At 57.5% G+C, this 21,296-nt stretch carries 21 protein-coding genes; 14 read left to right on the top strand and 7 right to left on the bottom strand.

Annotation, left to right across the window (positions count from 1 at the left end):
* Positions 1-487: 487 nt before the first annotated feature.
* Both KDX30_RS05040 and KDX30_RS05035 read right to left on the bottom strand, forming a co-directional pair.
* Positions 488-1,672, bottom strand: a complete 1,185-nt coding sequence (locus tag KDX30_RS05040; protein ID WP_231675171.1) for a patatin-like phospholipase family protein — start codon at positions 1,670-1,672, stop codon at positions 488-490.
* Between the two features lie 19 nt (positions 1,673-1,691).
* Positions 1,692-2,624: a lipid A biosynthesis lauroyl acyltransferase gene (locus KDX30_RS05035; protein WP_231675170.1), complete on the bottom strand. Its 933-nt coding sequence runs from the start codon at positions 2,622-2,624 to the stop codon at positions 1,692-1,694.
* A gap of 119 nt (positions 2,625-2,743) precedes the next feature.
* On the opposite strand from KDX30_RS05035, the gene minC reads away from it, so the two are divergent.
* The 6 genes from minC to KDX30_RS05005 all read left to right on the top strand — a co-directional run bounded on the left by minC (position 2,744) and on the right by KDX30_RS05005 (position 7,231).
* Positions 2,744-3,484, top strand: coding sequence for a septum site-determining protein MinC (gene minC, locus KDX30_RS05030; protein ID WP_122708434.1), 741 nt, complete (start codon positions 2,744-2,746; stop codon positions 3,482-3,484).
* A gap of 209 nt (positions 3,485-3,693) precedes the next feature.
* Positions 3,694-4,506, top strand: a complete 813-nt coding sequence (minD, locus tag KDX30_RS05025) for a septum site-determining protein MinD (protein WP_027898644.1) — start codon at positions 3,694-3,696, stop codon at positions 4,504-4,506.
* Positions 4,506-4,760, top strand: coding sequence for a cell division topological specificity factor MinE (minE, locus tag KDX30_RS05020; RefSeq protein WP_027898645.1), 255 nt, complete (start codon positions 4,506-4,508; stop codon positions 4,758-4,760). The genes minD and minE overlap by 1 nt, the downstream gene beginning before the upstream one ends.
* Positions 4,761-4,840: 80 nt before the next feature.
* Positions 4,841-5,476 (top strand): RluA family pseudouridine synthase, encoded by a 636-nt coding sequence (locus KDX30_RS05015; protein ID WP_231675169.1) that lies wholly within the window; start codon positions 4,841-4,843, stop codon positions 5,474-5,476.
* Positions 5,477-5,659: 183 nt separating this feature from the next.
* On the top strand, positions 5,660-6,949 hold the full coding sequence (locus KDX30_RS05010; RefSeq protein ID WP_231675168.1) for a M18 family aminopeptidase: 1,290 nt from the start codon (positions 5,660-5,662) through the stop codon (positions 6,947-6,949).
* A 117-nt stretch (positions 6,950-7,066) separates the two neighbouring features.
* Complete coding sequence (locus tag KDX30_RS05005) at positions 7,067-7,231, top strand: hypothetical protein (protein WP_231675167.1); 165 nt, start codon at positions 7,067-7,069, stop codon at positions 7,229-7,231.
* Positions 7,232-7,501: 270 nt separating this feature from the next.
* Here KDX30_RS05005 and KDX30_RS05000 read toward each other — a convergent pair whose 3' ends face one another.
* The gene (locus tag KDX30_RS05000; RefSeq protein ID WP_231675166.1) at positions 7,502-8,221 is read right to left on the bottom strand and encodes a UTRA domain-containing protein; all 720 of its coding nucleotides are present in this window, start codon (positions 8,219-8,221) and stop codon (positions 7,502-7,504) included.
* 361 nt (positions 8,222-8,582) lie between these two features.
* Here KDX30_RS05000 and KDX30_RS04995 point away from each other — a divergent pair, with 361 nt between their 5' ends.
* The 6 genes from KDX30_RS04995 to KDX30_RS04970 all read left to right on the top strand — a co-directional run bounded on the left by KDX30_RS04995 (position 8,583) and on the right by KDX30_RS04970 (position 14,046).
* Entirely contained in the window at positions 8,583-9,650 is a 1,068-nt protein-coding gene (locus tag KDX30_RS04995; protein WP_122708407.1) for an ABC transporter substrate-binding protein, read from the top strand.
* Positions 9,651-9,738: 88 nt separating this feature from the next.
* Positions 9,739-10,545, top strand: coding sequence for an alkaline phosphatase family protein (locus tag KDX30_RS04990; RefSeq protein ID WP_122708408.1), 807 nt, complete (start codon positions 9,739-9,741; stop codon positions 10,543-10,545).
* Positions 10,542-11,384 carry an ABC transporter permease gene (locus KDX30_RS04985; protein ID WP_027899626.1) on the top strand — a complete coding sequence of 281 codons (843 nt, stop codon included), beginning with the start codon at positions 10,542-10,544 and terminating at the stop codon, positions 11,382-11,384. Before KDX30_RS04990 ends, KDX30_RS04985 begins: the two co-directional genes overlap by 4 nt.
* Positions 11,371-12,168 carry an ABC transporter permease gene (locus KDX30_RS04980; protein ID WP_095093461.1) on the top strand — a complete coding sequence of 266 codons (798 nt, stop codon included), beginning with the start codon at positions 11,371-11,373 and terminating at the stop codon, positions 12,166-12,168. The genes KDX30_RS04985 and KDX30_RS04980 overlap by 14 nt, the downstream gene beginning before the upstream one ends.
* 1 nt (position 12,169) lies before the next feature.
* Positions 12,170-13,159 (top strand): ABC transporter ATP-binding protein, encoded by a 990-nt coding sequence (locus KDX30_RS04975; RefSeq protein WP_099269565.1) that lies wholly within the window; start codon positions 12,170-12,172, stop codon positions 13,157-13,159.
* 233 nt (positions 13,160-13,392) lie between these two features.
* Positions 13,393-14,046, top strand: coding sequence for an HAD family hydrolase (locus KDX30_RS04970; protein WP_122396381.1), 654 nt, complete (start codon positions 13,393-13,395; stop codon positions 14,044-14,046).
* 160 nt (positions 14,047-14,206) lie between these two features.
* Here KDX30_RS04970 and KDX30_RS04965 read toward each other — a convergent pair whose 3' ends face one another.
* Complete coding sequence (locus KDX30_RS04965) at positions 14,207-15,169, bottom strand: NAD(P)H-quinone oxidoreductase (protein ID WP_231675165.1); 963 nt, start codon at positions 15,167-15,169, stop codon at positions 14,207-14,209.
* 142 nt (positions 15,170-15,311) lie between these two features.
* Here KDX30_RS04965 and KDX30_RS04960 point away from each other — a divergent pair, with 142 nt between their 5' ends.
* Entirely contained in the window at positions 15,312-17,393 is a 2,082-nt protein-coding gene (locus KDX30_RS04960) for a carboxy terminal-processing peptidase (protein WP_231675164.1), read from the top strand.
* A gap of 237 nt (positions 17,394-17,630) precedes the next feature.
* The gene (locus KDX30_RS04955; protein ID WP_027899632.1) at positions 17,631-19,406 is read left to right on the top strand and encodes a bifunctional diguanylate cyclase/phosphodiesterase; all 1,776 of its coding nucleotides are present in this window, start codon (positions 17,631-17,633) and stop codon (positions 19,404-19,406) included.
* Positions 19,407-19,624: 218 nt separating this feature from the next.
* Here KDX30_RS04955 and KDX30_RS04950 read toward each other — a convergent pair whose 3' ends face one another.
* From KDX30_RS04950 to KDX30_RS04940, 3 genes are all read right to left on the bottom strand, one after another.
* On the bottom strand, positions 19,625-19,984 hold the full coding sequence (locus KDX30_RS04950; RefSeq protein WP_027899633.1) for a hypothetical protein: 360 nt from the start codon (positions 19,982-19,984) through the stop codon (positions 19,625-19,627).
* Entirely contained in the window at positions 19,981-20,328 is a 348-nt protein-coding gene (locus KDX30_RS04945) for a helix-turn-helix domain-containing protein (RefSeq protein ID WP_099269563.1), read from the bottom strand. The genes KDX30_RS04950 and KDX30_RS04945 overlap by 4 nt, the downstream gene beginning before the upstream one ends.
* A 134-nt stretch (positions 20,329-20,462) precedes the next feature.
* Positions 20,463-20,915: a YkvA family protein gene (locus KDX30_RS04940; RefSeq protein ID WP_231675163.1), complete on the bottom strand. Its 453-nt coding sequence runs from the start codon at positions 20,913-20,915 to the stop codon at positions 20,463-20,465.
* Positions 20,916-21,296: the final 381 nt, after the last annotated feature.

The following is a 21,296-nucleotide window of genomic DNA, read 5'->3' as shown; positions in this document are numbered from 1 at the left end:
CGATAAGGCTGGACGCGATAGACCTGATATCCGCGGTGCTCTTATCGCGGGCAAGCCTCGCTCCCACAGGATTTATGCCATCCCAAATACTGCACCATTTCTAAAAGAGGCCAGCGCAGCCGCCGCATCTGTGTCGCCAGATAGTCAGCCTTACCGGCTAAAGCCGGTCCCACGGCTCACTCAATCCGCAAAAAGCGCTTTAACTGTTCGCCCTGAACGATAGCGTCATGGCGGCCCAACTTTGAAACCATCGGGGGCAACCCCACTCCTTCGGGAGCTATGGGATCAACTGTGGGAGCGAGGCTTGCCCGCGATAAGGCTGTACGCGATAGACCTGATATCTGCGGTGCTCTTATCGCGGGCAAGCCTCGCTCCCACAGGATTTATGCCATCCCAAACACTGCACCATGTCTAAAAGAGGCCAGTGCAGCCGCCGCATCTGTGTCGCCAGATAGTCAGCCCTACCGGCTAAAGCCGGTCCCACGGCTCACTCAATCCGCAAAAAGCGCTTTAACTGTTCGCCCTGCGCCATGGCGTCATAGCGCCCCAGTTCAATCAATTCCCGGCAATAACCCGCCTCAAACAGCAGATAGCTGAGCACACTGGCACCGCTGGTTTTGGTCGCGCCCGGCCCCCGCAAAAACGTGCGCAACGCTCTCGGCAGTTCATGGCGATGGCGGGCTGCAATCTGGTCGATGGGCTGGCTCGGGGCAATGATCAAGACCTCCACCGGAGCGAGTCCTTTTTCACGCACGCGATGCTCGCAGGGCAGCATCTCACTGACCAGGTTCATGCGCTCCAGCACTTCGATGTCGCTTTCGAGGTTGTCGATGAAGGTGCTGTTGAGCATGTGTCCGCTGATCTGCGCCAGGGTAGGCTGCTTGCCATTCGTGACCCGCTGCACTTGCCTATTGGCATCGGCACCCCGCGGATTGCCGCTGACACCGACTACCAGAACTCGATTGGCGCCCAAATGCAGGGCGGGGCTGATCGGTGCGGACTGTCGCACCGCGCCGTCGCCAAAGTATTCCTGATCGATTTTGACCGGCGCGAACAGCAGCGGGATCGCCGAGCTGGCAAGCAAATGATCGATGGTCAGTTGCGTCGGCACTCCGAGTCGACGATGGCGCAGCCACGGATCGATGGTGCCCTTGCCCTGATAGAACGTCATGGCATGGCCTGACTCATAACCAAACGCAGTCACTGCTACCGCCCGCAGGTGTTTGGCAGCGATTGCCGCATCAATGCCTGTCAGGTCAAGCCGTTCAGTGAGCAGGTCTCGCAGCGGCGAGCTGTTGAGCAGGGCTACTGGCACTCGCGAGCCTATTCCCAGCAAGCTGTTGCCGAAGAAACGCCCGGCCTGACTCATCACCCCCGGCCAGTCGCTGCGCAGCACCTGATGGCTGCGAAAGCCCTGCCAGAACTCGGTCAATTGATGCACTGCCGTACGGAAGTGCAACGCGCCGCTGGCCAGCTTTACTGCATTGATCGCCCCTGCCGAGGTACCGACGATAACGGGGAACGGATTGGGCGCGCCGGGAGGCAGCAAATCGGCAATCCCCGCCAACACACCAACCTGATAAGCCGCCCTCGCCCCGCCACCAGACAGAATCAACCCGGTAACGGGTTCTACATCATTCACTGCATCCATTGCGATGACGGGTTCGAGCATTTAGCTGCGCCTCAGTTGATCACGTACGCTTTTTATAGATTTTTGGCTCGCCCGGAGGCCGGCTTTTGAATCGACGGTGCGCCCAGAGATACTGTTCCGGACACTCCGCAATGGCACTTTCTACCCATTGATTGATGCGCAGGCAATCGACTTCATCACTTTCGCCAGGAAAGTCCTGCAAGGGCGGATGAATAACCAGTCGATAACCACTGCCGTCCGCTAGCCGCTGCTGAGTAAAGGGTACGACCTGAGCGCGCCCCAGCTTGGCGAATTTGCTGGTGGCCGTCACGGTGGCGGCCTGAATGCCGAACAACGGGACGAAAACACTCTGCTTTGCACCGTAGTCCTGATCCGGCGCGTACCAGATGGCCCGGCCTGCGCGCAGCAGCTTGAGCATCCCGCGGACGTCTTCACGCTCTACCGCGAGGGAGTCCAGATTGTGACGCTCACGGCCGCGACGCTGGACGAAATCGAACAACGGATTTTTATGCTCGCGGTACATGCCATCAATAGTGTGTTGCTGTCCCAGCAGTGCAGCGCCCACTTCAAGCGTAGTGAAATGCAGCGCCATGAGAATCACGCCCTGCCCTTGCTGCTGTGCGGCCTGCAGGTGTTCAAGGCCTTCGATGTGCGCCAGTTTGGCTAGACGCTCCTTCGACCACCACCAGCTCATGGCCATTTCGAAAAAGGCGATGCCCGTAGACGCGAAATTTTCCTTAAGCAGACGCTTGCGTTCATCGCTGGTCAGATGCGGGAAACACAGCTCCAGATTGCGCGAAGCAATGTATTTGCGATCAGCGGCAACCCGATACATCACCGCGCCCAGTAGCCGCCCGATGATCAATAGCGCGCGGAATGGTAGTTGAACAATCAGCCACAATAGCCCGAGCCCCAGCCACAGCGGCCAGAAACGGGGGTGAAGAAAATAAGCTCGAAAACGCGGGCGATCCATTAAAGCGTCCATCAAAACCATGGCCGCGCATTCTACAACGGTTCGACCCCGCTTGCGGCTAGCGGGCGTTATCGTTATAAGTCTCGGCACTTTTAGCGACAAGCCGTTGTATGCCGACCATGAGCCAAAACGAATCGCAAGAACTGGAACCCGTCTTCCAACTCAAGGGCAGCATGCTCGCCATCACTGTGCTGGAGCTGGCCCGTAACAACCTCGAGGCCCTCGACCGCCAATTGGCGGCGAAAGTGGCCCAGGCACCGAATTTCTTCAGTAATACCCCGCTGGTGCTGGCCCTCGACAAACTTCCCGCCGACAGCGGCGCCGTGGACCTGCCCGGCCTGATGCGGGTGTGCCGTCAGCATGGCCTGCGCACACTGGCGATCCGCGCCAACCGTATCGAAGACATCGCTGCAGCCATCGCAATCGATTTGCCCGTATTACCACCTTCAGGCGCCCGCGAGCGCCCACTGGATCCGCTGGAAGGTGAAGCGGCGAAGAAAAAAGTCGAAACCCCGCCAGAGCCGACCATCAAACCAACCCGTGTGATCACTACGCCGGTGCGCGGCGGCCAGCAGATTTATGCCCAAGGCGGCGATCTCGTGGTGATTGCCCCGGTCAGTCCCGGTGCGGAACTTCTCGCCGACGGAAACATCCATGTTTACGGTCCATTGCGCGGCCGTGCGCTGGCAGGGATAAAAGGCGACACCAAGGCGCGAATCTTCTGTCAGCAAATGGGTGCCGAGCTGATATCCATCGCCGGGCAATACAAGGTTTCCGAAGATTTACGCAGGGATCCACTCTGGGGTACGTCGGTACAGGTCAGCCTGTCAGGTGACGTGTTGAACATCATCCGGCTTTAACGGATACTGCGCCATTTTCAAAGCATCCCTGATTCGTCGCGAAAACGTAGCAAAGGCAGTAGGAAATCCGGGAGCATCCATCGTTCCTGGCAAATCGCTCCCAAGGTAGGATGCCTGGCAGCTTTCAATTTCCATCATTGTTCGACGGTCGCCGCTTCAAGGGACGCTATTCAGGACTAACTGTCCTTTTCCTCTAGGGGTGATACACCTTGGCCAAGATTCTCGTGGTTACATCCGGCAAGGGTGGTGTGGGCAAGACCACCACCAGCGCCGCCATCGGTACCGGTCTCGCACTGCGCGGCCACAAAACTGTCATCGTCGACTTCGACGTCGGCTTGCGTAACCTCGACCTGATCATGGGCTGCGAGCGTCGTGTGGTATATGACTTCGTTAACGTGGTGAACGGCGAAGCCAACCTGCAACAGGCTCTGATCAAGGATAAAAAGATCGAAGGCCTGTTCGTGCTGGCGGCCAGCCAGACCCGCGACAAAGACGCGCTGACCAAAGAAGGCGTGGAAAAAGTCCTGATGGAACTCAAGGAATCCTTCGAGTACATCGTCTGCGACTCCCCTGCTGGTATTGAAACCGGTGCTCACCTGGCGATGTACTTCGCTGACGAAGCCATCGTCGTGACCAACCCGGAAGTATCGTCGGTGCGTGACTCGGACCGTATGCTGGGCCTGCTGGCCAGCAAATCGCGTCGTGCAGAGCGCGGCGAAGACCCGATCAAGGAACACCTGCTGCTGACCCGCTACAACCCGGAGCGTGTGAGCAAGGGCGAGATGCTGGGCGTCGACGACGTCAAGGAAATCCTCGCGGTGACTCTGCTGGGCGTGATCCCGGAGTCGCAGGCAGTGCTTAAAGCTTCCAACCAGGGCGTGCCGGTCATCCTCGACGACCAGAGCGATGCTGGTCAGGCTTACAGCGACGCGGTTGATCGTCTGTTGGGCAAAGAGCGCGAGCACCGTTTCCTGGACATTCAGAAGAAAGGATTTTTCGAACGCCTGTTCGGGGGTAACTGATGAACATTTTCGACTTCTTTCGTGCCAGCAAAAAAGTCAGTACCGCGTCGGTTGCGAAAGAGCGTCTACAGATCATCGTGGCGCATGAACGCGGCCAGCGTACGACTCCGGACTACCTGCCAGCCTTGCAAAAAGAGCTGGTCGAAGTGATCCGCAAGTACGTCAACATCGAGTCCAACGATGTGCAGGTTGCTCTGGAAAACCAGGGTAGCTGTTCGATTCTGGAACTCAATATCACCCTGCCAGATCGCTAGATCCGGCAGTTGCCTGCGGCGGCATCAGCACCATTCTCAAGAGTGGGGCTGATGCCGCCGTTGCGTTTAGAGGCCGTTAAATGCCGTTGTCGAACATCCGCATCATTCATCAGGACGCTGCCGTTCTGGTGATTGATAAGCCTACCCTGCTGCTTTCCGTCCCCGGCCGCGCCGAGGACAACAAGGATTGCCTGATCACCCGCCTGCAGGAAAACGGCTACCCGCAAGCCCGCATCGTCCATCGTCTGGACTGGGAAACCTCCGGGATCATTCTGCTGGCCCGCGACCCGGATACACATCGCGAGCTGTCCAGACAGTTTCATGACCGGGAAACCGAAAAAGCCTACACCGCGCTGTGCTGGGGCGAACCGACGCTGGACAGCGGCAGCATCGACCTCCCCTTGCGTTACGACCCGCCTACCAAGCCTCGGCATGTGGTGGATCACGAAGCAGGCAAGCATGCGCAGACGTTCTGGAAGGTACTGGAGCGCTGCGGTCATTACAGCCGTGTCGAACTGACGCCGATTACCGGGCGCTCGCATCAGTTGCGGGTTCATATGCTGTCGATCGGGCATCCGTTGCTGGGAGATGGTCTGTATGCACATCCGGAAGCCCTGGCGGCGTATCCACGTTTGTGCCTGCATGCGAGCATGTTGAGCTTTACCCATCCGCAGAGTGGCGAGCGCTTGCGGTTTGAGTGTCCTGCGCCGTTTTGATTACCTGAAGCGAGCTTCATATTTGCGGCGCCTGAATCGCGAGCAAGCTCGGCTCCCACATGAGATCGAATTCTCCCTGTGGGAGCCGAGCTTGCTCGCGATAAGGTCACACTGCCTTCAATGACTTGCCAACATCGCCCCGCCAATACGGTAAACTCCCGCCATTGCTGTCTGGAGTGACTTATGCGCGATGAGCTGAACAAAGGCCTGATTGATTTCCTCAAGGCCTCTCCTACCCCTTTCCATGCAACCGCTACCCTCGTCCAACACCTTGAAGCTGCTGGCTTCCAGCGCCTGGACGAACGCGAAACCTGGGCCACCGAAACCGGTGGCCGGTATTACGTCACCCGCAATGACTCGTCTATCGTGGCGTTCCGCATGGGTCGTCAGTCGCCTTTGACCGGCGGCATCCGCATGGTCGGCGCTCATACCGACAGCCCATGCCTACGGGTCAAGCCACAACCTGAATTGCAGCGCCAGGGCTTCTGGCAACTGGGCGTCGAAGTCTACGGCGGTGCCCTGCTAGCGCCATGGTTCGACCGTGACTTGTCCCTGGCTGGCCGCGTTACTTTCCGCCGCGATGGCAAGGTCGAAAGCCAGCTTATCGACTTCAAGCAGCCGATTGCCGTGATCCCCAACCTGGCGATCCATCTTAACCGTACTGCAAACGAAGGCTGGACGATCAACCCACAAACCGAGCTACCGCCGATTCTGGCTCAGGTAGCCGGTGATGAGCGGGCCGATTTCCGCGCCCTGCTCACCGACCAACTGGCACGCGAACATGGTCTGAATGCTGATGTGGTGCTTGATTACGAGCTGAGTTTCTACGACACGCAAAGCGCCGCAGTGGTGGGGTTGAACGCCGACTTCATCGCGGGTGCACGTCTGGACAATCTGCTGTCTTGCTACGCCGGCCTGCAAGCGCTGCTCGGCACAGACACTGATGAGACCTGCCTGCTGGTTTGCACCGATCATGAAGAAGTGGGCTCGTCGTCGACCTGTGGTGCGGACGGGCCGATGCTGGAGCAGATCATTCAGCGCCTGCTGCCGGACGGAGCAGATTACGTGCGTACGATCCAGAAATCGTTGCTGGTCTCCGCCGACAACGCTCACGGCATTCACCCCAACTACGCCGAGAAACACGACGCCAACCACGGCCCGAAACTCAATGCAGGCCCGGTGATCAAGGTCAACAGCAACCAGCGCTACGCCACCAACAGCGAAACCGCAGGGTTCTTCCGCCATCTGTGCATGGCTGAAGAAGTACCGGTGCAGAGCTTCGTGGTGCGCAGCGACATGGCCTGCGGTTCAACCATCGGCCCGATCACCGCCAGCCACCTGGGCGTGCGCACCGTGGACATCGGCTTGCCGACGTTTGCCATGCACTCGATCCGGGAATTGGCGGGCAGTCAGGACCTGGCGCATCTGGTTAAGGTGTTGACTGCGTTTTATGCGAGTCATGAGTTGCCATGATTAAATATCGGGGCAGGCACGCGTTCTGTGCCTGCTTACCAAGGCCTGCCTTATATCAACGCGATAACGTCCAAACCCGCCTGGACTGAATCCATCAGTCTCTGAAAGTGGGACGTCATGGACGCCTTTTTCTCGACTCTGCTACCGATTCTCGCGGGTATGCTGCTGTTATGCATTGGTTACAGCTACCAGGAGCGCAACAGCGGCGTGTTCATGATCTGGCTGGGGATGATCGGGATTCTGGGCACTGTCGTTTTCAAGATTCTGGAGAAGCTTAGTTAAGAGGACGAACTCTGAGGAATATCTCACCGAAACCAGGACCTGCTGGGGCGGTCCCGATGTCCGTGATCCCTCGTTAACTCGCGGCAAACAGCGACCTGTTGGAGCGAGGCTTGCCCGCGAAGAGCAACAACGCGGTGTGTCTGCGATACCGCGCCTTCTGTTTCGCGGGCAAGCCTCGCTCCAACAAAAAATCGATTTGATCAGGTAAGAATGCGTCGCTAGTGAGCTGCTACAGGTCCGGTTGAATGAGATTTACTATTTGGCAATCCCTCAAATATCCCGCACCACCGCACTCACGTGTATCGCGTCATGTCGCCAATACTCCAGATCACAGTCAATCAAGCGCTCGTTCTGATCGAAGTTGACTCTCGCGATACGCAATCCAGGGCTGCCCAGTGAAACCTTGAGCGCCGCAGAGGCTTCGGCGTGCAAGGCGGTGGGAACCATTTCGAAGCGAACCTGACCGTAACGCAACTCATAGCGGCTGGCGTACAGCTCGGTCAGTGACTGATTGAGGTCGTAATCGAGGATGCCGGGGAAGTATTCGGGATTAAGGTAATGCTCAACGTACAACACCAGACGCCGATCAATGCGTCGCGCACGGCAAATCTGGATCACGCTGGACAGCGCAGGCAATTGAAGCATTTCGCAGATCTTCGCCGAGGCCGGTTGCAGACGTGCCGAAATGACCAGGGTATCGGCAACCCTGCCTTGGGCCTCGACCATTGCGTGAAAGTGGCTACGGCGCATCAAGTCGTATGCCAAGCGTGGCGGTGAAATAAACCACCCGCGCCGTTCCTCTCTATAGATAAGCCCCAACGCTTCGAGCTGTACCAATGCCTCACGCAAGGTGATGCGCGTGGTATCGAACACCTCACTCAATTTACGCTCGGCAGGCAACTTGCTGCCAGGCGGCAAAAGACCATGCTCGATCTGCTCTTGCAGGGCATTACAGATCGTTGTGACCGCACGGGGCACTTCTTCGCGCATCAGGCTTCCTTTCTGGACTAGACCAGCGCCAAAACAGCGCGCTGTTTATTCTCGTTGCACACGATGGTGCATGGAAACAGCCTACGGAGTGTAGATGACTGCTCCATGACAACGCCCATCACAAACCATGCCAGCCTCACGTAAAAAACCGCTGAAGGCCTTTCAGATCAAGGCTTGCATCTTGGTCTACGCTTACCCCGCGCAACGCTGACTGACCGCGCGCCAAGCGACCAATGCGCGTCGCCAACATAAAAATGTCATCGAAAAAGCTTAACTTGGCTCAGGTATTGCTGACCTAGACCAACCAACCCGCAACGATCACTTCTAAAAAGATCTTTCAGAAGTGCACAAGGAGCTTCGAATGAAACACCTTTTGCTGGCATCACTCCTCGGTTCCGCTATCGCTCTCAGCACGTCCGTCATGGCGGCAGACGCTGACCTGAAAACCCTTGAAGCAGCCGCGAAGGTTGAAGGCGCAGTCAACAGTGTTGGCATGCCGGACGACTGGGCGAACTGGAAAGACACCTGGGCTGACTTGCAGACCAAATACGGCCTCAAGCACATGGACACGGACATGAGCTCGGCCCAGGAAATCGCCAAGTTCGACGCGGAAAAAGACAACGCCAGCGCTGACATCGGTGACGTCGGCGCGGCCTTCGGCCCTATCGCAGCGGCTAAAGGCGTGACCCAACCGTACAAGCCAAGCACCTGGGATCAGGTCCCGGACTGGGCCAAAGACAAAGACGGTCACTGGGCACTGGCCTACACCGGCACCATCGCTTTTGTAGTCAACAAAAAACTGCTGCACGGTTCTGAAGTACCCACCAAGTGGGCTGACCTGAAGAACGGCAAGTACAAGGTTACTGTGGGTGACGTGAGCACCGCAGCCCAGGCCGCCAACGGCGTTCTGGCCGCTGCGATTGCCATGAAAGGCGACGAAAGCAATATCGCGCCAGGCCTGCAATTGTTCACTGAACTGGCCAAGCAGAAGCGTCTGGCCCTCAACAACCCGAACATCCAGAGCATGGAAAAAGGCGAAGTTGAAGTGGGCATCGTCTGGGACTTCAACGGCCTGAGCTACAAGGCCAAGATGACCAACCCGGATGACTACGTGGTGCTGATCCCGTCCGATGGTTCGGTGATTTCCGGCTACACCACCATCATCAACAAATACGCGAAAAACCCTAACGCCGCCAAACTGGCTCGAGAGTACATCTTCAGTGATGCTGGTCAGATCAACCTGGCCAAGGGCAACGCACGCCCGATCCGTGCTGAGCACATCAAACTGCCAGCAGACGTTCAGGCCAAACTGCTGCCAAACGAACAGTACAAAGGCGTGACGCCGATCAAAAACGCAGCAGCATGGGAGAAGACCTCCAAGGCGCTGCCACAGATGTGGAACGAGCAAGTCATCGTCGAAATGAACTGATGCACCAAAGGCCTCAAGGATGAGGCCATTTTTTTATCTTTACGCCCAAGTATCAGCCTGTGACACACCCTGCCGGAGCGATTGGCTCATGAAACACAATGTCATCCTCATCGTGCTCGACGGCCTTAACTACGAAGTGGCCCGACACGCGATGGGCCATCTGCAGGCTTACGCCAACGCAGGTCGAGCTTCGCTTTACAAGCTGGAATGCGAATTGCCGGCACTCTCGCGCCCGCTGTACGAATGCATCCTGACGGGCGTACCGCCGATTGAAAGCGGCATCGTCCACAACCAGGTTTCCCGGTTATCGAACCAACGCAGCATGTTCCACTACGCCACCGATGCCGGGCTCAGTACCGCCGCGGCGGCCTATCACTGGGTCAGTGAACTGTACAATCGCACGCCGTTCGATGCCGCCCGTGATCGCCACACGGATGACGTGAAATTACCGATTCAGCACGGACACTTTTATTACGCTGACCATTACCCCGATTCGCACCTGTTTGCCGACGCAGAGAGTCTGCGCGTCAGGCACACGCCGAATCTGCTGTTGATTCACCCCATGAACATCGACGACGCCGGGCACAAACACGGCCTCGACAGCCCGCAATACCGCAACAGCGCACGCAGCGTTGACATCATCATCGCGGATTACCTGCAAGGCTGGCTCGACGCCGGTTATCAGGTATTGATCACCGCCGACCACGGCATGAACAACGATCGCTCCCACAACGGCCTGCTGCCCGAAGAACGCGAAGTCCCACTGTTCGTGCTGGGCGATGCGTTCAACCTGAACCCTGAGGCGACGCCAAGGCAAACCGAGTTGTGCGGCACTGTCTGCGAACTGCTCGGTGTGCCCCACGACAAACCGTTATGCCGGGAGATTCTCAAGTGAGCACCCAAAATCGCGGTAAATGGCTCGGGCTTCTCTGCCTGCTGCCGTTTGCACTGTTCTTCTTCGTGTTTCAGATCGCGCCGCTCGGCTGGGTAGCGATCAACAGCCTGCATTCCGAAGCAGGCTGGGGCCTCGAAAACTTCATCAAGGCCTTCGACTCGCGGTTCTACCGTCAGGCCATGCAGTTCAGCCTGGAGATCAGCTTCTGGTCCAGCCTGTTCGGCATCATCATTGCGGTGCTGGGCAGTTACTCGCTGCGCAATGTGGACTCTCGCCTGCGGGACTTCGTCAATTCGTTCGCCAACATGACCAGCAACTTCTCCGGCGTCCCTCTGGCCTTTGCGTTCATCATTCTGCTGGGCTTCAACGGCGCTGTAACCTTGATGCTCAAGCAGGCGGGGATCATCGAAGACTTCAACCTGTATTCGAAAACCGGGCTGATCATCCTCTACACCTACTTCCAGATCCCCCTTGGCGTGTTGCTGCTTTACCCGGCCTTCGACGCGTTGCGTCAGGACTGGCGTGATTCGGCGTCGTTGCTCGGCGCCAGCAGCTTTCAATTCTGGCGTTACATCGGTTTGCCGGTACTGACTCCCGCCCTGCTCGGCACCTTCGTGATTTTGCTGGCCAACGCGCTGGGCGCTTACGCCACGGTGTACGCCTTGACTACCGGCAACTTCAACGTGCTGCCGATCCGCATTGCAGCCATGGTCGCAGGCGATATCAGTCTTGATCCGAACATGGCCAGCGCTTTGGCAATGATTCTGGTCGGCCTGATGACACTGGTCACCGTCGTTCATCAGTGGTTGCTTAAGAGGAGCTACCATGTCTCGCGCTGAAAGAGGCCCGGCACGGTTTTATCACCGGGCGGTCGTTTATCTATTGTTCTTCATCCTGCTGCTGCCGCTGGCCGGTACGCTGCTTTACTCACTGGCCACCAGTTGGTCGGCAAGCATTCTGCCCAGTGGCCTGACCTTCAAATGGTACATCGCGCTGTGGAGCGACCCGCGCTTCCTCGCTGCGTTTGGTCAATCGCTGCTGGTCTGTGTGGGCGCGCTGATTCTCTCGGTGGTGCTGATCCTGCCGCTGCTGTTCGTGGTGCATTACCACTTCCCGCGGCTTGATGCGTTGATGAACATCCTGATCCTGCTGCCCTTCGCGGTCCCCCCGGTAGCGTCGTCCGTGGGCCTGCTGCAGCTGTATGGTTCCGGGCCGTTCGCGATGGTTGGCACGCCGTGGATTCTGATCGGCTGCTATTTCACCGTTGCCCTGCCGTTCATGTACCGGGCGATCAGTAACAACCTGCAAGCGATCAATCTGACCGACCTGATGGACGCGGCGCAGTTACTCGGTGCCAATACCTGGCAAGCAGCGTTTCTGGTGGTACTGCCCAACCTGCGCAAAGGTTTGATGGTCGCCCTGCTGCTGTCGTTTTCCTTCCTGTTCGGCGAGTTCGTGTTCGCCAACCTGCTGGTCGGCACACGCTACGAAACCTTACAGGTGTACCTGAACAATATGCGTAACAGCAGCGGTCACTTCAACAGTGCGCTGGTGATTTCCTACTTCCTCTTCGTGTTGCTGCTGACCCTGGCCGCCAATCGCCTGAATAAGGACAAAGACTGATATGAGTTTTGTCAGCGTCGAAAACCTGCAAAAAAATTACGGCAGCACAGCGGTGTTCAGTGACATCAACTGCACCATCGAGCGCGGTGAGTTCGTCACCCTGCTCGGCCCGTCCGGTTGTGGCAAGTCAACTTTGCTGCGCTGCATCGCGGGGCTGACCTCGGTCAACAGCGGGCGCATTCTGCTGGACGGTGTCGATCTGGTCCCAGTCACCCCACAGAAGCGCAACATCGGCATGGTGTTCCAGAGCTACGCGCTGTTCCCAAACATGACTGTGGAGCAGAACGTCGCCTTCGGCCTGCGTATGCAGAAGGTCAATGCCGACGACACCCACAAGCGGGTTGCCGAGGTGTTGAAGCTGGTTGAACTGACCGATTTCGCCAGCCGCTATCCGCATCAGATGTCCGGCGGCCAGTGCCAACGCGTGGCCCTCGCCCGCTCGCTGGTGACTCGCCCGCGTCTGTTGCTGCTGGATGAACCGTTGTCGGCGCTGGATGCACGGATTCGCAAGCACTTGCGCGAGCAGATTCGTGCCATTCAGCGTGAGCTGGGGCTGACCACGATCTTCGTGACCCACGATCAGGAAGAAGCGCTGACCATGTCCGATCGCATCTTCCTGATGAATCAGGGTCGTATCGTGCAGAGCGGCGATGCCGAAACCCTTTACACTGCCCCGGTGGATGTTTTCGCGGCAGGCTTCATTGGCAACTACAACCTGCTCGAAGCCGAAGACGCCAGCCGGTTGATGCAACGGCCGATCAACAGCCGTATCGCGATTCGTCCGGAGTCCATTCAACTGAGCCTGACCGGCGAACTTGAAGGGCAAATCCGCAGCCACAGCCTGCTGGGCAACGTGATCCGCTATCGGGTCGAGGCCCGCGGTGTGGAGTTGGTGGTGGACGTGCTCAATCGCTCGGCAGAGGATTTGCTCGCTGACGGGACGCGAGTGACGTTGAGGATTGATGCCTCGGCACTCTGCGAGGTGGCTTAGCAGCTACACCGCTCATATCAAACAAAACATAACAATCTGATTTGAAATGAGGTCTCTGTAGGAGTGAGCTTGCTCGCGATAGCGTCAGTTCAGGCAATATGTTCTCCAATTAACGAACCAAATCGCGAGCAAGCTCACTCCTACAGGTCCCCGTTTGCTGCGCAACAGCGCGGTGTCAGGGATACCAAGAGATCTTCTACGGAATAACCTGCACTTACTGAGGACAGCTTTAAATGGCTTTAGCAATTTTTGACCTGGATGAAACCCTGATCGCCGGTGACTGCGCCAGCCTGTGGAGCGAGCAGATGGCCAGGCTTGGCTGGGTTGACTCAGCGTCATTCATCAAACGCGACCACGAATTGATGCAGGCCTACAGCGAAGGCAAACTGGCGATGGAGGACTACATGGCCTTCAGCCTGGAGCCCATGCTGGGACGTACCCCGGAAGAAGTGGATCATCTGGTCGGGCCATGGGTCGAGGATTACATCGAGCCGATCATTTTCAGCGAAGCGACCAAGTGCATCGCCGAACACCGCGCTGCAGGTGACCGAATTCTGGTGATCTCAGCGTCCGGGGTTCATCTGGTGAAACCGATCGCGGAACGCATCGGCATTGATGAAGTGCTGGCCATTGAACTGGATGTGGCGCACGGCGTTTACAACGGCAAGACCGTGGGCACCCTGACCTACCGCGAAGGCAAGATTACCCGCCTCATGGAATGGCTGGACGCAGAAGGTGAAAACCTTGAAGGTGCGAGCTTCTACTCTGATTCACGCAATGATCTGCCGCTGCTGCTCAAGGTGGATCACCCGCATGTGGTGAATCCGGACCCGACCTTGCTGGAGCATGCGCAGAAAGCCGGTTGGCCGGTGCATAGCTGGAAGTAGCGCCTTTCACTGACGACCTCGCGGATAAATCCGGCCCTACGGATTCAATCGAATCCGGTAGGAGCGAACTTGTTCGCGAAGCGTCGGTTCAGACACAAAAGTGTTTGCTGACACACTGCCTCGCCAACAAGTTGGCTCCTACCGGTTCTGTGCACTGGCTTTAAACCAGACTCTCGTCAATCACCAGCACCAGCTTGCCATTGACCTTGTTGCCCGCCAGCTCGGCATAAGCCCCTTCAGCGTCTTTGATCGGATAGCTGCGGGCCAGTTGGGGCTTGAGGCGGCCTTCGGTGAACAGTGGCCAGACATGCTGCCCGAGATCATGCAAAAGATCAGCTTTGAATGTGTCGTCACGGCTGCGCAACGTCGAACCCAGTAACTGGATGCGTTTGCCCAGAACCTGTGCCATGTCCAGTTGTGCCTCGCGGCCACCCATCAAACCAATCAGCACCCAGCGACCATCGACACTGAGCAGTTTGACGTTGAGCTCGGCATAGTTGGCGCCCACTGGATCAAGAATCACATCGAACGGCGCGAAATCCTTGAGGCTGTCCAGGCTTTCATTGCGCACGACGCCGCCCTGCGCGCCCAACTCGATGCAGTACTCCAGACGATCTGCCGACCCCACGCTGACCCAGACAGGGTTGCCAAACGCCTTGCAAAGCTGAATACCAGCTGAACCAACTCCACTTGCCCCTGCATGTAACAACACTTTCTCGCCGGGTTTGAGACCCGCGAGCTGAAACAGGTTAAGCCATGCGGTGGCATAGACTTCCGGAATGGCGGCGGCCTCGGCCAGTGACAACCCTTCAGGAACCGGCAGGACATGCCGCCCATCAACCACCGCTTCTTCGGCCATCGCCCCGCCAGCCAGCAGCGCACAGACTCTGTCGCCCACTTGCCAGGACGCGCCGGGACCGACTTCGGCGATCACCCCAGAACACTCCATTCCGAGAATTTCACTCGCCCCGGGAGGCGGCGGATAGAGCCCCGCACGCTGTAATAAATCGGCCCGATTCAAACCTGCAGCGGCAACTTTGATACGAACTTGCCCCACATCCAGAGCCGGACTTGGCTCATCGACCCATTCCACACGACCTTCAACGCCTTGCAATGCCTTCACAGTGCCTCCATAGTGAGTCTGGACTGAGCCCGAAGCTGAAACAGCACGGGCTTTCTTGCATTATGCGACCGGATCCGACGGAACCGGCGACTTCCAAAGACGGCCTAATATGCGTTATCAATTGTCCCCGCGTCGAATCAGCATGAAGCATTTCTTACCAAGTACCGCCCTCGCGCTGGTTGTGGGTCTCAGCATTTTGCCGATGTCCGCCAGCTCCTTCGCCGCCAGCAGCTGGGATAACCTCCAGCCTGATCGCGACGAAGTGATTGCCAGTCTCAACGTGGTTGAGCTGCTCAAACGGCACCATTACAGCAAGCCGCCACTGGACGATAAACGTTCGGTCATCATCTATGAAAGCTACCTGAAGCTTCTGGACCCGGCGCGCAGCTATTTTCTCGCCAGCGATATCGCAGAATTCGACAAGTGGCGTACCCAGTTCGACGACTTCCTGAAAAGCGGCGATCTGAATCCTGGCTTCACCATCTACAAGCGCTATCTGGATCGCATCAAGTCGCGTCTCGATTTCGCCCTGGCTGAATTGAACAAAGGCGTCGACAAGCTTGATTTCACTGCCAAGGAAAGCTTGCTGGTGGATCGCAAGGACGCCGCCTGGCCGAAGAACGAAGCCGAGCTGGATGATCTGTGGCGCAAACGTGTCAAAGATGAAGTCCTGCGCCTGAAGATTGCCGGTAAAGACCCGGCGAAGATTCAGGAAACGCTGACCAAGCGTTACAAGAATCAACTGGCACGTCTGGGCCAGACACGTGCTGAAGATATCTTCCAGGCATACATCAACACCTTCGCCATGTCTTACGATCCGCACACCAACTACCTGTCTCCGGACAGCGCGGAAAACTTTGACATCAACATGAGCCTGTCGCTGGAAGGCATTGGCGCCGTGTTGCAGAGCGACAACGACAACGTGAAGATCGTCCGTCTGGTACCGGCCGGCCCTGCCGCCAAAACCAAGCAAGTCGCACCGGCCGACAAGATCGTCGCCGTCGCTCAGGGCGACAAAGAGATGGTCGACGTAATCGGCTGGCGTCTGGATGAAGTCGTCAAACTGATTCGTGGTCCGAAGGGCTCTGTTGTGCGCCTGGAAGTGATTCCGGCCAGCAATGCGCCGAATGACCAGACCAGCAAAATCGTTGCTATCACTCGCGAAGCGGTGAAGCTGGAAGAACAGGCTGCGAAGAAATCGATCCTGCACCTGAAACAGGATGGCCGCGACTACAAGCTCGGCGTGATCGACATTCCGGCTTTCTATCTGGACTTCAAGGCATACCGCGCTGGCGATCCGCAGTACAAGAGCACCACCCGCGACGTGAAGAAACTGCTGACCGAACTGCAGGCCGAAAAGGTCGACGGTGTAGTGCTGGATCTGCGTAACAACGGTGGCGGCTCGTTGCAGGAAGCGACCGAACTGACCAGCCTGTTCATCGACAAAGGCCCGACCGTTCTGGTGCGTAATGCCGACGGCAAGGTCGATGTACTTGAAGATGAAGACACCGGCGCCTTCTACAAAGGCCCGATGGCACTGTTGGTCAACCGCCTGTCAGCCTCGGCTTCGGAGATTTTCGCCGGCGCCATGCAGGACTACCACCGCGCGCTGATCATCGGTGGCCAGACCTTCGGTAAAGGCACCGTGCAGACCATTCAGCCGCTCAATCACGGTGAGCTGAAACTGACCCTGGCCAAGTTCTACCGGGTTTCCGGGCAGAGCACCCAGCATCAGGGCGTCGTGCCGGATATCACCTATCCGTCGATCATCGACACCAAGGAAATCGGCGAGAGTGCGCTGCCTGAGGCAATGCCATGGGACAGCATCAAACCGGCGATCAAACCGGCTGTTGACCCGTTCAAGCCGTTCCTGGCCCAGCTTCAGTCGCGACATGAGACCCGTTCAGCCAAAGATGCGGAGTTTGTGTTCATCGAAAATCGTCTGGCCTTGGCCAAGCAATTGATGAATGAAAAAACGGTCAGCCTGAACGAAGCCGACCGTCGCGCCGAGCACGCGTCCATCGAAGGCAAGCAACTGGCACTTGAAAACGCCCGTCGCAAAGCCAAAGGTGAAGAGCCGCTTAAAGAGCTGAAGAAAGAAGACGAAGATGCGTTGCCAGTAGAAGATGAGAACGCCAAGCCGGAGGACGACGCGTATCTGTCCGAAACCGGTCGTATCCTGATCGACTATCTGGGCTTGAGTGCTTCGGTTGCCAAGAAGTAGACAGCCCGGTGATATAGGGCATGCAGTGTGGGAGCGAATTCATTCGCGAATTGGCAGAGCAGGCAAACCATCATTGCCTTGCAGGACGCTTTCTCGAATGAATTCGCTCCCACGGGAAGTCACGGTTCGAAATGGCTATTTGATGGCAATCGTCATCAAACAGTCATGAAGCTGTCGTGAAATAGGGGGCTCAAGCGTACCGTCGCTTGGCCCCCTTTTTCTTGCCTCGAGATTGCCATGACCATGACAGAACAGCTGAGCGCACTGAGCTCGATTCTCGCTCATAGCGATCTGCACAGCCTGTTCCAGCCAATCGTGTCGCTGACCGAACGACGAATTCTGGGTTATGAAGCCCTGACGCGCGGCCCTTCCAACAGCGCCCTGCACTCCCCTGTCAACCTGTTCGCGGTGGCCCGTCATGCCGGACGCCTGAGCGAGCTGGAAATGGCCTGTCGCGAAAGTGCCTGCCGTCGATTCAGCGAACAGCGACTTGAAGGCAAGCTGTTTCTCAATATCTCGCCGGAATCCCTGCTGGAGTCCTCACACCCACCCGGCCGCACGCTGGAGTTGCTGCAACGCTACGGCATTGCGCCTAACAAGGTGGTGATCGAGTTGACCGAGCAAACCCCCACGGAAGATTTCGAGCTGCTGTATACCGCTCTGCATCACTACCGGGACATGGGGTTTTCCATCGCCATGGACGATCTCGGGGCGGGCTACTCCAGCCTGCGCCTATGGTCAGAGTTGCGCCCCGAGTACGTGAAGATCGACCGTCACTTCATCGACGGCATTCATCAGGACGCGGTCAAGCGTGAATTCGTCGGTTCCATGCTGCAAATGGCCAAGGCCTCACGCGCTTCGGTCATCGCCGAAGGTATCGAGCTGCCGGAAGAACTCGCGGTATTGAGCGAAATGGGTGTAGATCTGGTCCAGGGCTATCTGCTGTGCCGTCCGCAGGAACAACCTCCCCGCGACACCCGCAAGCTCCTGCCAAAACTGGACGCTGTGGCGATGCCCACGTTGAACGACGAAGGCAGCGACCTGAGCGCTTTACTCAATGAGCAACCGGCCGTCGAGCAAAGCACTCCGACCGCTTCGGTGCTCGAAGCCTTTCGCAAGCAGGCGGCCTTGAACTCCATGGCCGTACTGGATGACCAGGGTCGACCGTGTGGCATCGTGCACCGGCATTCGTTGTCCGAAGTGCTGCTCAAACCCTTCGGCACCGAGCTGTTCGCGCGCAAGCCGATCAGCCGTTTGATGAGCGATGACTTCCTCGCGGTTGAACTGAACCAGTCACTGCAAAAAGTCAGTCGTTTATTGACCAGCCGCGCCCGACAGCGCATCGAGGAGGACTTCATCATCACCCTGAACGGCAGCTACCTAGGGCTTGGCCGGGTGATCGATGTGCTCAAGCTGATTACCGAGCTGAAGATCCAGCAGGCCCGTTATGCCAATCCGCTGACACTGCTGCCAGGCAACGTCCCGATCCAGCAATGCCTGACTCGCCTACTGCAGCAAGGGCGCGAGTCGATGATTTGCTACGTGGACATCGACAGCTTCAAACCTTTCAACGATATCTACGGTTACGGGCGTGGTGATGAGGTATTGCTGTGCCTGGCGCAGTGCCTGAATGACCGCATCGACCCTAGCCAGGACTTCGTGGGCCACATCGGCGGCGACGACTTCCTGATGGTCCTGGGCTCCGAGGACTGGCGCAAGCGCCTGAATTTGCTGCTGGAAGACTTTCAGAATCAGTGCCGCCGCTTCTATCGCGCCGAGCACCTGGAAGCGGGCTGCTTCATTGCCTCCAATCGCCAGGGCCAGCGCCAGGAGTTTCCCCTGCTGTCGCTGTCCATCGGCGTGATTCATTTACACAGCGAATCCTGCAGTGAACTCGATGCAAGCCAGTTGGCGGAGCTGGCTTCAGAAGCCAAGCATCACGCCAAAGACATTGTCGGGGCAAGCGTGCATGTGATTGATACGCGGGAATTGGGTTTGGCTCAGGTGGGCTGATGGGCTGCGCAAAATGCCCTGCGGAGGCGGTGCTTACATGGACCTACGCTATCCAGTGGGACCGAATTTATTCGGGAAGGCGACACTCCAGGCGATACACAGGCTGCGGATGTTCCGGCCTCTTCGCGAATGAATTCGCTCCCACAAGAACTGTATTTTCAGGCCAATACAGAATTCCCCACAGATGGATCTCATTCCAGCGTGGCAAATCCAGATCGCTACTCGGGATAACTGAACTCAAACACCCGAACCACTTCCGAAGCATGCCACGACGCGGCAGCAACGCCATCCGAAGGCCCTGAAAACCGCCCCAGACGCTCAACGCACTCAAAGAAACCGGTACGCGGCAACCGGCTCGCGCCCTGGCTGATCACCAGCGAACTGCGCAACGGCTGCTCGGCCTTGGCGTCGATAGCCGCGAGGTGTTCCAGCGCAGCGGTCAGGGTCTGCATGGCCGGGCTTGGCAACTGCAAGCGCTCCAGCAATGCACGATAGGTCAACAGATGACGCTGGCGGCGCGCTTGATCAAGCTCGGCCAGCAACCCGTCCCAATGCTGACGGCTGATGCGCACACTCATTGCTCACCTCGCCAGCCCGTCAAACCCATTTCCCACGCCAGGCTGCGAAGAATCGCGGCGTCAGGTATACGCTCGCCACGTTCGATCATTTCCAGATACGACGGGCTGATGCCGACGGTTCTCGCCAATTGCGCGACTTCAAGCCCTTTGGCGGCACGTAACACCGCTAACTGATCAAGACCCGGCAGTTCGGCAACCTCGCCAACAGAAACGGCCGGGGCGGGATTTGGCTGAGCCTGCGAGTGACCGGAAATACCGGCGGCCTTGAGCAACGCTTGATACTGAGCCCACGGCAGAACAGCGTACTCCGGCTCACCATCGCGAGAAATAACCTGCAAATCCATACAACCCCCATGTAGGACAACTACACACATCGAGTAGGTTTATTCCCATGGCCGCAGTTTAACAGCGGTCATAGGCGACTTGCCCACCCCGAATGTGCCCCCCAGCATCTGATCGGGTTGAGAGGACTGATCGGTCAATCCTTGGCTTTTTCCTGTTCAAGCAAAGCAGCAGTGGCAGGCAGGCGCTCGACCACAATCAGCTTTTCCGGTGATTGACGTGCACGCCACTCGCGGAACGCATTCAACTCGCCATCAAGACTTTTCATGATCCAGGCCAGAACGGCAATGTCATCGAACATGCCCAGCCCGGGGATCCAGTCAGGTATAGCGTCCAGTGGGCTCAGGAAGTACATCAGCCCTGCCACGATGGACAGGAGCGCTTTGGGGCTGATAGATCGATACTCGCCGCGCCAGTACGCCAGACACAGAGCCTGCAGCAGACGCAGGTCATCTTTTATCTTGCCAAGGCGACTGCCTTCAGCAGAGCCTTTGCGTGCAACGGCGAATAGCAAGGCCGACAAGCGTCCGGCAGCGATCAATCGTCGCGCCATAGGTAGATATCGAAGCAAATTCCACGGTGCTTTCATGTCCACTCCCGTTGAACGACGTTTGTCGCCGATAAACACCGTCCCTACAAAAGTCGGTGCCTGATACTCAAAAAGGTTATCCACACATCTTGTGGATAACCTTGTGAACAGAGGCGTTTTTTCTGGCCACAACCCTTGTTTTACGGGGTCCGGAGTCAAATCGGGCGTTTTTTAGTCACATAAAAAAAGCTATAAAAATCGTTGACTTAAGCCTGCCCAGAAGTTACCCACAGCCACTGTCACAAAAATGTTGGATCGTCAGACAAAGCACTCGGCTTCTACAGCCCGTTCATCTTACTCGGACTGCGCTCATCCGAATCCGTTCGACCAGAAACGACAACGCCCCGTCGAAACGGGGCGTTGAGGTCAAACCGGTGCGTC

It is taken from the genome of Pseudomonas quasicaspiana (genome assembly GCF_021147825.1).
GTDB lineage: Bacteria > Pseudomonadota > Gammaproteobacteria > Pseudomonadales > Pseudomonadaceae > Aquipseudomonas > Aquipseudomonas quasicaspiana.
This window is presented reverse-complemented; position numbering and strand designations above follow the sequence as displayed.